Annotated in this window: 14 protein-coding genes; 5 read left to right on the top strand and 9 right to left on the bottom strand. The window is 72.5% G+C overall.

What is annotated here, in order from left to right:
• Nucleotides 1–25: 25 nt before the first annotated feature.
• Nucleotides 26–1696: an alpha/beta hydrolase gene (locus tag AB0O11_RS05825; RefSeq protein WP_363382133.1), complete on the bottom strand. Its 1671-nt coding sequence runs from the start codon at nt 1694–1696 to the stop codon at nt 26–28.
• A gap of 126 nt (nt 1697–1822) precedes the next feature.
• On the opposite strand from AB0O11_RS05825, the gene AB0O11_RS05820 reads away from it, so the two are divergent.
• The gene (locus AB0O11_RS05820) at nt 1823–2140 is read left to right on the top strand and encodes a hypothetical protein (protein ID WP_363382130.1); all 318 of its coding nucleotides are present in this window, start codon (nt 1823–1825) and stop codon (nt 2138–2140) included.
• A 16-nt stretch (nt 2141–2156) separates the two neighbouring features.
• On the opposite strand, the gene AB0O11_RS05815 is transcribed toward AB0O11_RS05820, so the two are convergent.
• The 4 genes from AB0O11_RS05815 to mca all read right to left on the bottom strand — a co-directional run bounded on the left by AB0O11_RS05815 (nt 2157) and on the right by mca (nt 6412).
• A complete protein-coding gene (locus AB0O11_RS05815; RefSeq protein ID WP_363382127.1) occupies nt 2157–3017 on the bottom strand; it encodes a GNAT family N-acetyltransferase in 861 nt (286 codons plus the stop codon).
• Between the two features lie 65 nt (nt 3018–3082).
• Nucleotides 3083–5125, bottom strand: a complete 2043-nt coding sequence (locus AB0O11_RS05810) for a thioredoxin domain-containing protein (protein ID WP_363382124.1) — start codon at nt 5123–5125, stop codon at nt 3083–3085.
• A gap of 140 nt (nt 5126–5265) precedes the next feature.
• Nucleotides 5266–5457: a hypothetical protein gene (locus AB0O11_RS05805; protein ID WP_355255494.1), complete on the bottom strand. Its 192-nt coding sequence runs from the start codon at nt 5455–5457 to the stop codon at nt 5266–5268.
• Nucleotides 5458–5506: 49 nt separating this feature from the next.
• Nucleotides 5507–6412, bottom strand: coding sequence for a mycothiol conjugate amidase Mca (mca, locus tag AB0O11_RS05800; protein ID WP_363382121.1), 906 nt, complete (start codon nt 6410–6412; stop codon nt 5507–5509).
• 243 nt (nt 6413–6655) lie between these two features.
• Here mca and AB0O11_RS05795 point away from each other — a divergent pair, with 243 nt between their 5' ends.
• Entirely contained in the window at nt 6656–7069 is a 414-nt protein-coding gene (locus AB0O11_RS05795) for a DUF4307 domain-containing protein (protein WP_363382118.1), read from the top strand.
• Nucleotides 7070–7399: 330 nt separating this feature from the next.
• Complete coding sequence (gene greA, locus AB0O11_RS05790) at nt 7400–7897, top strand: transcription elongation factor GreA (RefSeq protein WP_363382116.1); 498 nt, start codon at nt 7400–7402, stop codon at nt 7895–7897.
• A 78-nt stretch (nt 7898–7975) separates the two neighbouring features.
• On the opposite strand, the gene AB0O11_RS05785 is transcribed toward greA, so the two are convergent.
• The 3 genes from AB0O11_RS05785 to ilvA all read right to left on the bottom strand — a co-directional run bounded on the left by AB0O11_RS05785 (nt 7976) and on the right by ilvA (nt 11283).
• Nucleotides 7976–8833, bottom strand: a complete 858-nt coding sequence (locus AB0O11_RS05785) for an ABC transporter permease (RefSeq protein WP_363382112.1) — start codon at nt 8831–8833, stop codon at nt 7976–7978.
• A gap of 1 nt (nt 8834) precedes the next feature.
• Nucleotides 8835–9896 carry an ATP-binding cassette domain-containing protein gene (locus AB0O11_RS05780; protein WP_363382109.1) on the bottom strand — a complete coding sequence of 354 codons (1062 nt, stop codon included), beginning with the start codon at nt 9894–9896 and terminating at the stop codon, nt 8835–8837.
• A gap of 175 nt (nt 9897–10071) precedes the next feature.
• The gene (gene ilvA, locus AB0O11_RS05775; protein ID WP_363382106.1) at nt 10072–11283 is read right to left on the bottom strand and encodes a threonine ammonia-lyase; all 1212 of its coding nucleotides are present in this window, start codon (nt 11281–11283) and stop codon (nt 10072–10074) included.
• 122 nt (nt 11284–11405) lie between these two features.
• Here ilvA and AB0O11_RS05770 point away from each other — a divergent pair, with 122 nt between their 5' ends.
• Nucleotides 11406–11888 carry a MarR family transcriptional regulator gene (locus tag AB0O11_RS05770; RefSeq protein WP_363382103.1) on the top strand — a complete coding sequence of 161 codons (483 nt, stop codon included), beginning with the start codon at nt 11406–11408 and terminating at the stop codon, nt 11886–11888.
• A 22-nt stretch (nt 11889–11910) separates the two neighbouring features.
• Here the strand turns inward: AB0O11_RS05770 and AB0O11_RS05765 are convergent, their stop codons facing one another.
• On the bottom strand, nt 11911–13065 hold the full coding sequence (locus tag AB0O11_RS05765) for a cystathionine gamma-synthase (RefSeq protein ID WP_224279810.1): 1155 nt from the start codon (nt 13063–13065) through the stop codon (nt 11911–11913).
• Between the two features lie 233 nt (nt 13066–13298).
• Between AB0O11_RS05765 and AB0O11_RS05760 the strand changes: the two genes are divergently transcribed.
• A complete protein-coding gene (locus AB0O11_RS05760) occupies nt 13299–14912 on the top strand; it encodes a M48 family metalloprotease (RefSeq protein WP_363382099.1) in 1614 nt (537 codons plus the stop codon).
• The last annotated feature ends 17 nt before the right edge of the window (nt 14913–14929 follow it).

Below are 14929 nucleotides of genomic sequence, written 5' to 3'. Positions count from 1 at the left end.
CAACCCAGTGCCCTGCGGGGGCGCTTCACCGCCCGCCCTGGAGCTTGACGTCCCCGCTGCCGGTGACGATGGCCGCGATGTTGTCCAGCGAGGGACCTCCTCTGCTCGTCAGGTACTTGGTGTGCGCGTCGATGGGGTTACCCCTGCTCCACTCGTCGACGGTGAAGCGGTTCGCGCCGAAGCGCTTGCCCGCCGGGTCCCGTCCGTACCAACGCTCGTCCGGATCGATGCTGAACTTCGACGGAGCATGCGTGACCACGTCGTTCTCGGCCGCACCGGCCCAGACGCGTCCGGGCGGCAGCTTGAGGTCTGACGCCTTGTCCACCCCGACGCCCGGGCTGCCGATGAAGACCACGTCGTCCGGGGGCGCGTAGGGCGACCCGGGGGCGGTGGAAAGCTTGACCGCCTGGCCCACCAGGTACGAACCGTAGCTGTGCCCCACCGCGGTGACGTGCGGCGGACTTCCCTCGTGACTCGCCCTCACCCCACTGAGGAACTTCGCGTAGGCCGGTGCTCCGTCCTTGCCCGCACTCGTCGAGGCAGCTCCGAGGTCCATCCCAGGAGGGTCGTAGCCGAGCCACACGATCGAGGCGACCGAATGGCCGGCCGGCGCCTTCTTGCCGGCAGCCCGGTAGAGGCTCAGGGCGTTCTCGGCTTCGTTGGTGCCGTCGTGGACATCGCCCGCCGTCCCGAGGCTGTGGGTGTCGGTGGTGATTCCCGGCACGTAGGCGGAGATGTCGGTGGCGGTGTCCGGATTCCCGTAGGAGAGGATCGCCCGGCCCTTGCCCTCGGTGCCGAGACCGAGCAGGTAGATCGGCAGGTCGCCCTTGTTCTCGGAGAGGCGCGCGTCGATGGGACCGTAGAGGTCCAGGAGTTTCTTCTCTCCGGAGGTGAGTTCGCTCGGTTTCTTGTTCCTGAGGGGATCCATCAGGTCGTCCAACTGCTTGCGGTTCACCTGGTCCCGGACCTCCGCCGGAATGCCGTCGAGGTTCCCGAGCACGTCCGGATGGCGGCTGAGGAACCACTGCTGGCCCTGCGGCCCGAGACCCTTCCACCAGGAGTTGACCTCCGTCGGGGCGGCGTCCTTGGCAGGCATGTACCGCTTCCACCACGGGTTGGCCCCGTCGGCCCACGTCTCCATGTACGCGTCGGCGCTCGCCGTCTTCTCGTCCAGGCCGGACTTGTCCCTGGCGTGGCCCGCGTACAGGTTGAGCGCACTGGTCAGGCTGCTGTCGGCCTCGGCGGCGTCGGACAGCGCCTTGCCGATCTGCTTGCTGATCTCCTCGGCGGCCGCCTTCTGCTTGGCCTGCCAGTCGGTGGCCTGGAACGGGCTGGTCGAATCGGGCCGGCTCACCGCACCGGTGGCACTGACCGAGAAACCCTTCGCCTGCGCGTTGGACAGCGCCTGGGTGAGTCTGCCCTGGGCGAGCATGATGGCGTCGGCGGAGTCGCGGATGTCCTTGCCGATGCAACTGAGCTCGGTCATCGCCGCGCGCATCTTGGTGGTGAGACCGTCCAGCACGGGGGTCGCGGCGTTGGCCGACGGACCGGTCCACTGGGATCCGTGGATCCGGTCCGTCGTCCCGCTCGTCCAGTCGTCAACGTGCTGGTGGAACGTCCTGGCCAACGCGTCGTACGCGTCCGCCGCCGTGTACAAGTCCGCCGGCTTGGCGTTCCGCAGGCTCGCCAGATCCATTCTCGACCCCCCTGTGCGCCCCTGTGTCCCCCGTGGCACTCACAGCTACCATAGCGTCCGCAGTCGACACCGGGGCGGGGGAACACGATGGGCCAGGATCCGGGATTCACCGTAAAACCAGGCGAGTTGACAGCTGCCGGGAACAACGCGCTGACGGTGGCCGGCAAGGTTCCGGACGAGACGGCGAAGCTCGCGGAGCCGGGCGACAAGGCCGCGGGGAGCCTGCCGGGGTGGCAGAGCGGGCCGGCGTTGCAGGGGTGCGGCACCGCCTGGAAGTCGCTGCTGGACGGACTCGCCAACGACATGAAGTCGGCCGGCGGCAACCTGATCACCTGCGCACAGACGTACCAGAACGCCGATCACCTGCCGGCGCCGGCCACGGCCGCCGCCACCGACCCCTTCGGGACGAAGGTGGCCGGTGTGCATCCGGTCAAGGACGCTTGACGGCCCCGCGGCTCCGCTAGCGGGTACGGAAGTCCACGATCAGGGAGTCCTCCACCGGCAGGTAGCCGATCTGCTGGTAGATGGAGTTGCTGGTCGGGTTGGCGAGGTTGGTGTAGAGCAGGACCTCGGTGGCGCCGCGGGCGAGGACGTGGGCCGAGGCGGCGGCGGTGACGGCGGTGCCGTAGCCGTGCCCGCGGCTCCCGGCGGGGGTGTAGACCGGGCCGATGCGGGACATGCCGACGAGGATCGGGCTGCTGCCCGCCAGGGCGACCGGCCGGCCGTCGTCCTCCCACAGGTGCAGGCAGCCGTTCGCGATCCGCTCGTCCACCGCCCGCGGGACGTCGGGGAGTTCGACCTCGGCCTCGACCAGGAACTCCTCGTACCAGCGGATCGCCAGTTCGCGGTCGGCCGGTCCGGCCAGCCGGTGACGGCCTGCGGGCGGGCGCGGCGGGTCGGCCAACTCGCCGAGCCGGTAGAGCCGTTCGTCGAAGCGGACGGACTGCTCGGTACCGGTGGCCGCCGTCCAGGCGTCGGCGAAGGCGCGGACCGCTTCGGATCCGCCGCCGACCCCGGTCACCGTGGTGAACCCGGTTCCGGCGGCGGCCAGGCCGACCGCCAGCTCGGCAGCCGCGGCCGGCGGCATGAAGGAGAGCCGGGGGTCGAACGGCGGTGTCCGGAGGAAGGCGCCCGCGACCGGTCCGCCCTCCTCGGCCCGCCACCAGCCGAAGACCGGCGGTTCGCCGAACACGGTCGGGCCGGACTCGGTCAGCCGGTGCGTGATGGTGAGCAGGACGGTGTTCTCGGCGGGGCGGGCGGCCAGGAAGGCCCCCGCCTCGTCCCGGAACTCGTCGAGCGAGGTGCTGAAAGTCCAGGTCATGGCCCATGGTGGACCGGCACCGGACGCGTCCGCCAACGATTATCCGGCCGCCGCCGGGACGCCCGCTATGCGACCGCCACGCCCAGCTTCTCGGCCAGTGCCGCCGGGTCGGTGGTCGGTGCGTCGCAGGCGAAGTGCCGGCAGACGTACGCCGCGGGCGCCCCGCCGACCAGCGGCCGGTCGGCCAGCAGCGGCACCTCGGTCCCTCCGGGCGTGCCGACCGCGACCACCGTCCCGGGCGCCGTCCCGAGCAGCGCGGCCCGCCGCAGCGCCGCGGTGGCCGGGTCGCCGTCCGGGCCGACCACGGCGACCTCGCGCGGCCCGTCGAGCAGCGCCTCGGCGACGGCGAGGCCCCAGCCGATGAACCGCGGCGCCCGGCCGGCGAGCGCGCCGACCACGCCGAGGGCCCGCTCGGCGGCCGTGCGGTGCCGGTCGGAACCGGTGTACGCGGCGTACGTGAGCAGGGCGCCGGCGGCGGCCGTCCAGCCGGACGGGGTGGCGTTGTCGGTCGGGTCCTGCGGGCGGCGGATCAGTTCCTCGGCGTCATCGGCGGTGTCGTAGAGCGCGCCGGAGGCCTCGTCGGTGAAGTGCTTGAGCACGGTGTCGAGCAGGCCGCCCGCCAGCTGGAGCCAGGAGGCCTCGCCGGTGACGGCGTACAGCGCGAGGAAGCCCTCGGCGGTGTCCGCGTAGTCCTCCAGCACACCGGCGTTGGTTCCGGCCCGGCCGTCCCGGGAGGTGCGCAGCAGCCGGCCGTCCGCAGTGAGGTGGACGGCGAGCAGCAGGTCGGCTGCGCGTTCGGCGGCCTCGACCAGGTCGGGGCGGTCCAGCAGCGCACCGGTCTCGGCGAGCGCGGCGACGGCGAGGCCGTTCCAGGCGGCGACCACCTTGTCGTCCCGGGCCGGGGCGGGGCGGGCCGCCCGGGCCTCGGCCATCCGCGCCCGGATCGTCTCGTACTCGGCGAAGTCCTCGGGTTCGGCGAGGAGTTGGAGCACCGAGGTGCCGTGTTCGAAGGTGCCCTCGGCAGTGACGGTGAACAGCCGGGCGGCGGTGGCCGCGTCGGCGGGGCCGAGCAGGTCGACCAACTGCCCGGGCTCCCACACGTAGTGGGCACCCTCGGCAGACTGCCCGGTCTCCTCGTCCAGGCTGTCGGCGTCCAGCGCCGAGGCGAACGCGCCCTCGGGCGTGCGGAGTTCGCGCAGCAGGAAGTCCGCCGTGGACAGTGCGACCCGGCGGGCCAGGTCCGATCCGGTGGACCGCCACAGGTGCAGGTAGGCCCGCAGCAGCAGGGCGTTGTCGTACAGCATCTTCTCGAAGTGCGGCACCACCCAGCCGGCGTCCACCGCGTACCGGGCGAAGCCGCCGCCGAGCTGGTCGTGGATGCCGCCGCGGGCCATCGCCTCACCGGTGCGGACGGCCATCTCCAGCGCCGCCTCCGAGCCGGTCCGGGCGTGGTGGCGCAGCAGGAACTCCAGCACCATGGCCGGCGGGAACTTGGGCGCACCGCCGAAGCCGCCGCGGCTCTGGTCGAAGTCCCGGCTGAGCGTCACCAGCGCCTGGTGCAGATCCGCCTCTCCGGGCGGGTTGTGGGCACCGGCCGAGTAGACGGCGGCCCGTTCCGCCAGGTCGGCCCGGATCCGTCCGGCGACCTGGCCGACCTCCTCCCGCCGGTCCCGCCAGGCGGCGTCGACGCCCTCCAGCACCTGCCGGAAGGACGGCATCCCGTGCCGGGGCTGCGGCGGGAAGTAGGTGCCGAAGTAGAACGGCTCCTTGTCGGGGGTGAGGAACACCGTCATCGGCCACCCGCCCTGCCCGGTCGCGGCCTGCACCGCCTCCATGTACACGGCGTCGACGTCCGGCCGCTCCTCCCGGTCCACCTTGACGGCGACGAACCGCTCGTTGAGGTACTCGGCGAGCCCGGCGTCCTCGAAGCTCTCGTGCGCCATGACGTGGCACCAGTGGCAAGCCGAGTAGCCGACCGACAGCAGCACCGGCACGCCCCGCCGCCGAGCCTCGTCGAAGGCCTCCACCCCCCACGGCCACCAGTCCACGGGGTTGTCGGCGTGCTGGAGCAGGTACGGCGAGGTCGCGTCCGCGAGACGGTTCGGCATGCTCCCATCCTCGCGCATCCGGCGGTCGGCGCGCGGCAGGTCAGGCCGGTCGGGACCGGTAGCCGGCCCCGGGGTCGGACCGAGGAGGCCGTCGGCGGTGCGGCCGGAGCCTGGTGGTCACCGCGGGCGGGGCCGGCGGCTCACTCCTTCGGGGCCTCCGGCTGCTCGACGAAGTCGACCTTCTTGAACTGCCGGTTCATCGACTTGGCCAGGAACCAGGTCGCGACGCCGAGGGCGGCGAAGACGACGAAGCCGAGGAGGCCGGGGGTGACCTTGGCGTCGTCGACGGCGAGGTCAGCGGCGAGGTGGACGAGGTTCACGGAGGCACTCATATCTCTATGGTGGCCCGGCTCACGGGGAGCCGGGCCATCGGGGGGTGGTTCAGTCGCGCGTGTCGGCGGCCTCGACCGCCAGGGTGGGGGTGCGCAGGCCGGCGAACAGGTCGTCCTCCGGCAGGTCCACGTCGACCAGGGTACGGGCGAGCTCGTAGTCCTCGGTGGGCCAGACCTCCCGCTGGACGTCCAGCGGGACGCGGAACCACGGGCCGTCCGGGTCGATCTGGGTCGCGTGGGCGATCAGCGCGCGGTCACGGGTCTCGAACCAGTCGCCGCAGCGGACCCGGGTGGTGATCTCGCGCTCCTTGCGGCCGCTCTTCTCCCAGCCCTCGATCCACTCGCCGTACGGCGACTCGTGGCCGTGCTCGGTGAGGTACTCGTGCAGGGCCCGGATGCGGCCCATCGGGAAGCCGTGGTTGTAGTAGAGCTTGAGCGGCTGCCAGGGCTCGCCGGCCTCCGGGTAGGCGTCCGGGTCGCCCGCGGCGTCGAAGGCCAGCATGGTGATCTTGTGGGTCATGATGTGGTCCGGGTGCGGGTAGCCGCCGTTCTCGTCGTAGGTCGTGATGACCTGCGGCTTGAACTCGCGGATCAGCCGGACCAGCGGCTCCGCCGCCTCCTTGACGTCCTGGAGGGCGAAGCAGCCCTCGGGCAGCGGGGGCAGCGGGTCCCCCTCGGGCAGGCCGGAGTCCACGAAGCCCAGCCAGGCCTGCTCGACGCCGAGGATCGCCCGCGCCTCGTCCATCTCCTTGCGGCGCACCTCGTGGATGTTCTCCTCGATGTACGGGTCCCCCTGGAGCTTGGGGTTGAGGACCGACCCGCGCTCGCCCCCCGTGCAGGTGGCCACCAGCACGTCCACGCCCTGCTCGACGTACATGGCCATGGTGGCCGCGCCCTTGCTGGACTCGTCGTCCGGGTGGGCGTGCACCGCCATCAGTCGCAACTGCTCAGTCAACGCCTTGCGTTCCTTCCACACTCGTCGGGCGTTCCGCGAAGTCCGGGTCTGCCCACCGTACGAACCGCTCACTTCGGGACCGCGTCGCCGCGGGGCCGGGCCGCGGAACGTCGCCGGCGCGGCCGAGCCCTGCCCCCGCCGGACCGGCCGCGGGCGTGCCCCTCCTATAGTGACGGACTGGAGGAGCGTCGCATTCCCCCGCACCACCCGCGCGGCCCCTCCCCCAGGAGAGGACGGAGTCCGATGAGTGCAGACACCACCGCCACCGGTCTGCCCGAGGGGCGCTACGGCCGCGGCGGCGACCGCGACTCGGACCGCCGCCTGAAGGTGATCGGCGCGGTCTGCGGCGTGCTCGGCCTGGGCCTGATCGCCTGGCTGGGCGGCTCCTACCTGCTGCGCGAGTCGAAGATCAACGGCTCGGTGCCGACCTTCCAGGTGCTCTCCGACTCCGAGGTCCAGCTGCACCTCACCGTGCGCAAGAGCGACGGGCAGGCCGGCACCTGCACGGTCCGCTCGCAGGGCGACGACCACGGGACGGTCGGGGTGGCCGACTTCCCGGTCCCGGCGGCCGGCTCCAGCTACGACGCGGTGGTCACCCTGCGCACCACCTCGCGCGGCACCACCGCCGAGCTGCTCGGCTGCACCCCGGCCAAGTAGCGCGCACCCGAACAGCGCGCACCCTCGCTGGGCCGCGTGCGCCCCGAGCGGCGCACCCGTCTCCCGTAGCGCGCATATTCGATCCGGAGAGCGGGCATCCGTAGAGGGTCCCGCACTCCGTTGCCGTACACCCCGGCGTCACGCCACCGTCAATGGCGCGCCAACGCCTCTCCCGCTTGTCAGCAGGACTTGTTAGGCTCGTGGTTTCGCCCCTTCCGCACCGGATGGTACGGGAGCGGGCGTTGCTTTGTAGTTGAGACCGATATCACCACCACCCCCTGCTGACGACTCACACCCTCAGCACAGCCCCAGCACCTACGAGGAGCACCCGTGACCCAGACCAGCGAGAACGTGACCTGGCTCACTCAGGCCGGCTACGACCAGCTCAAGGCCGAGCTGGACCACCTGACCGGGCCCTGGCGCATCGAGATCGCCCAGAAGATCGAGGCGGCGCGCGAGGAGGGCGACCTCAAGGAGAACGCCGGCTATCACGCGGCGAAGGAGGAGCAGGGCAAGTACGAGCTGCGCATCCGCCAGCTGACCCAGCTGCTGGAGCGGGCCAAGGTCGGCGAGGCGCCGGCCGACTCGGGCGTGGTGGCCCCGGGCATGGTCGTCACGGTCGCCTTCGACGGCGACGAGGACGACCTCATGGAGTTCCTGCTCGCCTCCCGCGAGGTCGCGGGCGACGACCTGGACGTCTACTCGCCGCAGTCCCCGCTGGGCCGCGCGATCGACGGCAAGCAGATCGGCGACGAGGCCACCTACGAGCTGCCGAACGGCAAGCCGGCCATGGTGAAGATCGTCAAGGTCGTGCCGCACGCCGGCTGATCCGGTCGCACGACACGAGGGCGGCCGCGGAGGTCCAGGACTTCCGCGGCCGCCCTCCGGTGTTCCGGGGGTGCCCGGTCAGGCGCTGGAGGAGCGGTACTTGCGCACCGCCAGCCACGAGAACACCGCGGTGATCACCACCGACCACATCACCGACACCAGCGCCGCGTGCTGCATCGGCCAGGCGCTGTCCACCGGCCCGACCTGGTTGCCGAACAGCACCCGGCAGCCCTGCACGGTGGCGCTGAACGGGTTCCAGTACGCGACCCCCTGGAGCCACTCCGGCATCGAGGAGACCGGCACGAAGGCGTTGGAGACGAAGGTCAGCGGGAAGAGCCAGATCAGACCGGCCGAGGTGGCCGCCTCGGGGCTGCGCACCGACAGGCCGATCAGCGCCCCGATCCAGGAGAAGGCGTAGCCCAGCAGGAGCAGCAGGCCGAAGGCGCCGAGCGCGTTGAGCACGCCGTCGTGGATCCGCCAGCCGACCAGCAGCGCGACCAGCGCCAGCACGACCAGGATGAACGCGGTCTGGCACAGGTCCGCGAGGGTACGGCCGACGAGCACCGCCGAACGGGCCATCGGCAGCGAGCGGAACCGGTCCACCAGCCCCTTGCTCATGTCCTCCGCGATGCCCGCCGAGGCACCGGCGACGGCGAAGGTGACGGTCTGGGCGAAGATGCCGGCCATCAGGAACTGGATGTACGTGTCCGAGCTGGAGTCCGTGCCGGGGATCCTGATCGCCCCGCCCATCACGTACGAGAACAGCAGCACGAACATGACCGGCTGCATCAGCCCGAAGACCACGATCTCCGGGATGCGGGTCATCCGGCGCAGGTTGCGCTTGGCGACCACCCAGGAGTCGTGCAGGGAGGCGGCGATCCCCCGGCGCTGCCTGGGTACCGCTCCGCCGATGGCGTGCTCGGTGGCGGTGCTCATCTCAGCTCTCCTTCCCGGCCGCGACGGCCTGCCTGTCCGGCCCCGGGCCGTCCGCGCCCTCCTTGCCCTTGTCCCTGCCCCGGCCGCGCGCCCCGGGGTCGGCGCCGTCCTCCTCCGGCTGCTCCTCGGCGACGCGGCCGGTGAGGGTGAGGAAGACGTCGTCCAGGGTCGGGCGGCGCAGCCCGATGTCGTCTATCTCGATCCCGCGGGAGTCCAGTTCACGGATCGCGTCGGCGAGCACCCGGGCGCCGCCGCTGATCGGCACGGTGATCCGGCGGGTGTTCTTCTCCACCGTCGGTTCGTTCAGCGCGTAGCCGGAGAGCGCGGCGACCGCGTCGCCGATCAGGCCGCGCTCGTGCACCACGACCTCGATCCGCTCGCCGCCGATCTGTGCCTTGAGCTGGTCGGCGGTGCCGCGGGCGATCACCCGGCCGTGGTCGACCACCGCGATGTCGTGGGCGAGCCGGTCGGCCTCCTCCAGGTACTGGGTGGTGAGCAGCAGTGTGGTGCCCTGCTCGACCAGCGTCTCGATGACCTCCCAGAGCGCGAGCCGGTTGCGTGGGTCGAGGCCGGTGGTCGGCTCGTCCAGGAACATCACCGGCGGCCGGACGACCAGCGCGGCGGCGAGGTCCAGGCGGCGGCGCATGCCGCCGGAGTAGGTCTTGGCGGTGCGGTCCTTGGCCTCGGTGAGGCTGAACCACTCCAGCAGCTCCAGCGCGCGGGCCTTCGCCACGCGGTTGCTCATCTGGTAGAGCTCGCCGACCATGGTGAGGTTCTCGAAGCCGGTCAGGTACTCGTCGACCGCCGCGTACTGGCCGGACAGGCCGATCAGGCTGCGGACCTTGTTCGGGTGCTTGAGCACGTCGACCCCGGCGACCACGGCGTGGCCGGAGTCGGGACGGAGCAGGGTGGTGAGCACCCGCACGGTGGTGGTCTTCCCGGCGCCGTTCGGACCGAGCAGCCCGAGCACCGTGCCCTCCGGGACGTCGAGACTGACACCGTCCAGAGCTCGTACGTCGCCGAAGGTCTTCACCAGGTTCTCGGCTTGGATGGCTGGCGCCATGGCCTTGCCTCATCTCCTCGAACGTATGGGGCGATCCGTCCCACTCTGCCCTGTTTTCGGGCACGCCCGCCCTGATGCCGGGCACGCGAGCGACTCGCTTCTCGACGCGTGGGAACGCGAACGCGATGTATCGCGAGTCTCCCAGTACGCGATATATCGCGTCAAGGGACAGGGGTCAGCCGGAAACCACGTAGCCCGCGTCCCGCAACTCCCCGACCACCAGCGCGCAGTGCTCCGGCCCCTTGGTCTCCAGGTGCAGGTCCACCTCGACCTCGGTCAGCCCCAGCCGCGGGTCGATCCGCACGTGCGCCACGTCCAGCACGTTGGCGTCCACCCTGGTCAGCACGCCCAGCAGGTCCGCCAGCGCACCCGGCTTGTCCGCCAGCCGCACCCGCAGCGACAGGTAGCGCCCGGCCGCCGCCAGCCCGTGCCGCAGCACCCGCTGCATCAGCTGCGGGTCGATGTTGCCGCCGGACAGCACCGCCACCACCGGCCCCTCGAAGGAGTCCGGCTGTTCCAGCAGCGCCGCGATCGGGGCCGCCCCGGCCGGCTCGACCACCAGCTTCAGCCGCTCCAGCCCGAGCAGCAGCGCCCGCGACAGCGCGTCCTCGGAGACCGTGCGGATGCCGTCCGCCAGCACGTTGACCACCTCGAACGGGATGTCACCGGGGCGCCCGACCATGATCCCGTCCGCCATGGTGGCGAAGCGCTCCAGCGACACCGGCCGCCCGGCCGCCAGCGAGGGCGGGTACGCGGCCGCGCCGACCGCCTGCACCCCGACCACCCGCACGTCCGGCCGCAGCGGCTTGACCGCCGCCGCGATCCCGGCCAGCAGCCCGCCGCCGCCCACCGCGACCAGGATGGTCCGCACCTCGGGGCACTGCTCCAGGATCTCCAGCCCGACGGTCGCCTGACCGGTGACCACGTCCCAGTGGTCGAAGGGGTGGATGAACACCGCGCCGGTCGCCTCCGCGTACCGCTGAGCGGCCTGGAGCGCCTCGTCCACGGTGGCGCCGTGCAGCCGCACCTCGGCGCCGTACTCACGGGTGGCCGCGACCTTCGGCAGCGGCGCCGAGAGCGGCATGAACACCGTGGAGTGCACGCCCAGCAGCGCGGCCGCCAACGCCACTCCCTGGGCGTGGTTCCCGGCGCTCGCCGCCACCACCCCGGCGGCCCGCTGCACCGGCGAGAGTCCCGCGATCCGCACGTACGCCCCGCGCAGCTTGAAGGACCCGGTGCGCTGGAGGTTCTCGCACTTCAGGTGGACCGGCGCACCGATCAGCCCGGAGAGGTGCCGGCTGCCCTCCATCGGGGTCACCCGGGCGACCCCGGCGAGCATCTTCTGTGCGCCGCGGACGTCGTCGAGGGTGATCGGCCAGTTGTGCATGGCGTCAGACTACGGGCGCGGGCAGCGGCAATCCGGGATGCCGGGCCTGTTCCCGGGCCCGCCCGGCCCGCGTACGCTGCTGCTTCTGAGCCTCCCTCACCGCACGACGATCGTGAGCCGCGATGACGACGACCTCGCCCCTGGCCACCGACCGCACCGACCCCGTGCACACCCAACTCCAGTACCAGCTAGCGGTGTTCGCACGCCGCATGGAGCAGGTCCGGACCTCCGGCGGCGGGGTCGGGGCGCTGGACCGGGCCGCCTACCTGCTGCTCGACCGGCTGGAGCGGCACGGGCCGGCCAACGTCAAGGCGCTGGCCGAGGCCCTGGGCGTGGACTCCTCCACGGTGACCCGCCAGGTCGCCCCGCTGGTCGCGGCCGGGCTGGTCGGCCGGGTGCAGGACCCGGCCGACCGCCGCGCCGTACGGCTCGCGCTGACCTCGCACGGCGCCGGCCGGCTCACCGAAGTCCGGGACGGCCGGGCCGAGTTGACCCGCCGCCTGGTGGCCGGCTGGCCACCGGAGGAGCAGCGCGCGTTCTGCGCCCTGCTGGCCCGCTTCAACCACGCGATGGAGTCGTACACGGCGGACCAGCAGGGGCAGTGAGGGGCCGCGGGCCCCAACGGCCTCAGCCCAGCGCCTGCTTGAGGTCGGCCAGCAGGTCGTCGATCGACTCGATGCCGACCGAGACGCGCACCAGGTCGGACGGCACCTCCAGCGGCGAGCCGGCCGCCGAGGCGTGGGTCATCCGGCCCGGGTGCTCGATCAGCGACTCGACACCGCCGAGCGACTCGCCGAGGGTGAACAGCTGCGCGCGGTTGCAGACCTCGACGGCCGCCTCCTCGCCGCCGGCGACCCGGAACGAGACCATGCCGCCGAAGGCCTTCATCTGCTTGGCCGCGATGTCGTGGCCGGGGTGCTCGGGCAGGCCCGGGTAGAGCACCTGGCTGACCTTCGGGTGGCTCGCCAGCAGCTCGGCGACCTTCTCCGCGTTGGCGCTGTGCCGGTCCATCCGGACACCCAGCGTCTTGATGCCGCGCAGCACCAGCCAGGCGTCGAACGGGCCTGAGACGGCACCCATCGCGTTCTGGTGGTACGCGACCTCCTCGCCGAGGCCCGCGTCGGCCAGCACCAGCGCACCGCCGACCACGTCCGAGTGGCCGCCCATGTACTTGGTGGTGGAGTGCACGACCGCGTCCGCGCCGAGCGAGATCGGCTGCTGGAGGTACGGGCTGGCGAAGGTGTTGTCGACCACCAGCAGCGCGCCGGCGCCGTGCGCGAGCTCGGCCAGCGCGGCCAGGTCGGTGATGCCCAGCAGCGGGTTGGACGGAGTCTCCACCCACACCGCACGGGTGTTGGGGCGCAGCGCCTCGCGGACGGTGGCCAGGTCCTGGGTGTTGGCGACGGAGAACTCGACGCCCCAGCGGGTCAGCACCTTGGCGAACAGCCGGAAGGTGCCGCCGTAGGCGTCGTTGGGGATCACGATGTGGTCACCCGGCTTGAGGATGGTGCGCAGCAGGGTGTCCTCGGCTGCCAGGCCGGAGGCGAAGGCGAGGCCGCGGGCGCCGCCCTCCAGCGCCGCGAGGCACTCCTCCAGCGCGGTGCGGGTCGGGTTGGCGCTGCGGCTGTACTCGTAGCCGCCCCGCAGGCCCCCCACCCCGTCCTGCTTGTAGGTGGACACCTGGTAGATCGGCGTGACGACGGCCCCGGTCTGGGGGTCTGCTTCCTGACCCGCGTGGATGGCGAGGGTCTCGAAGCCCTGAGGAAGCTGGTGCTGGGTCATGGGTCCGAGCCTAGTGTGCGAATGCCGTCAAGCCCGCACGAACCGGAAACCGGGACGAACCCGCAGGTGGGAGCGGGGGTGCGGCGGGCCGAAACCGCGGTGCGCCGAGTCCGTGGCGACCGCTACGATCTCCACCCGTCGTACACATGTTCACCATGCAACAGTCGCGCGCCGCCCTGCCGTCGCGCCCCGGGGAGGATCACCGCATGGGCGCGCCCCAGCGTTCCAATGGCATGAGCACATCCATCCGAGCCGTCACGGCCGTGGCCCTGCTCGCCGGCTTCTACCTGCTCGCCCTCGGCATCGTCGTGGGCCTGCTCGCCCTCGACATCGCCCTGTACCAGGCGTCGGACCACATGCGCCCGGGTCTGTTCAAGATCTGGGCGCTGACCGCCGTCATCGCCTACCCGGTGGTCCGGGTGGTGTTCCTGACCCGCCGCCGCAAGGGCGACGGCGAGGTGCCCGGCGTGCTCCTCACCCGCGAGCAGCAGCCCGCCCTCTGGGCCGTGGTCGACCGGATCTCCGAGCGCACCGGCGTCCGCGGACCGGCCGAGATCCGGCTCGTGCCCGAGGTCAACGCGGGCGTGTACGAGGAGACCAGGCTGCTCGGCCTGGTCCCCGGCACGCGGCACCTGGTCATCGGCGCCCCGCTGCTGATCGGCCTCACCGAGGGCGAGCTGGAGTCCGTGCTGGCGCACGAGTTCGGCCACTACAGCAACCGGGACGTCCGGCTCGCCGCCGTCACGGTGGCCGGCCGCCGCGCCATCCTGCACACCGTCGGCGGGCTCCACCAGCGCGCCGACCAGCACCAGGCCGAGGAGGCCGCCAAGCTGGCCGCCAAGGCCGAGAAGCGGCTGGCCAAGGGCCGCAAGCCGTCCGGCGAGCAGGCCTCCGGCGGCGTCGACCGGGTGCTCGCCAAGCTCTTCACCCTCTACGCCAAGCTCTACTTCCGGGTCTCCGAGGCGGTCGGCCGCCGCCAGGAGTACGCGGCCGACCAGGTCGCCGCCCAGATCGCGGGCCGGGACGCCACCGCCGCGGCGCTGCGCAAGATTCCGGTGCTGGACTCCGCGCAGGACTTCTACCTCGGCCGGTACGCCACCCTCGGCTGGGACGTGGGCCTGCTCCCGCCGCCCGGCCAGGTCTACGGAGGCCTGGCCCACCTGCTGAGCGACCCGAAGCGCCGGCAGGAACTCGCCGAGTACGCGCTCGAACTGCCCCAGGAGCAGCCCGACCCGTACGACTCGCACCCGCCGATCGACCGCCGGGTCGCCGCGATCGAGGCGCTGCCCGACGACGGACGCGGCCCCGGTGCCGCCGGCCCGGCCCTCACCCTGCTGCACGACGCCGAGCGGGTGCTGACCGAACTGGAGGTCGTCTCCCTGATCCCCGAGGCGGCCCGCAAGCAGCGGGTCGAATGGCCCGAGCTGGTCCGCGGGGCGATGCTGTCGCACGCCCGCGAGGCGGCCGCCCCGGCGTACCGGGCGCTGACCGAACTGGGCCTGCGGCCCACCGTCCACGGCCTGCTCGACGCCGTCGACGCCGGCCGGGCCTGGGAGTTCACCGACCGGCTGCCGAAGAGCGAGGAGGCCGCCGCCGCCACCGGCCGGGCCGCCCGCGAGTTCGCCCGCCCGGTGCTGCGCGAGGAACTGGCGCACGCCGCCGTCGTCGCGCTGGCCGACGCCGGCCTGGCCCGCTGGGAGCTCTCCTGGTCCGGACCGGCCGAGCTCCACCTGCCGGACGGCTTCGAGGACGGCTTCGAGGCGGCCCTCGACGCCGCCTGCGCGGACACCGCGGACACCGCGCCGCTGCACGCGCTGCTCGCCGGGGCCGGCCTCCCGGCCGCCTGACCGCCCCACCCCATCCA

The sequence above is a fragment of the Kitasatospora sp. NPDC093102 genome, assembly GCF_040683915.1.
GTDB lineage: Bacteria > Actinomycetota > Actinomycetes > Streptomycetales > Streptomycetaceae > Kitasatospora.
The sequence above is the reverse complement of the archived record's forward strand: the minus strand, read 5'-3'. Positions and strand labels throughout refer to the sequence as shown.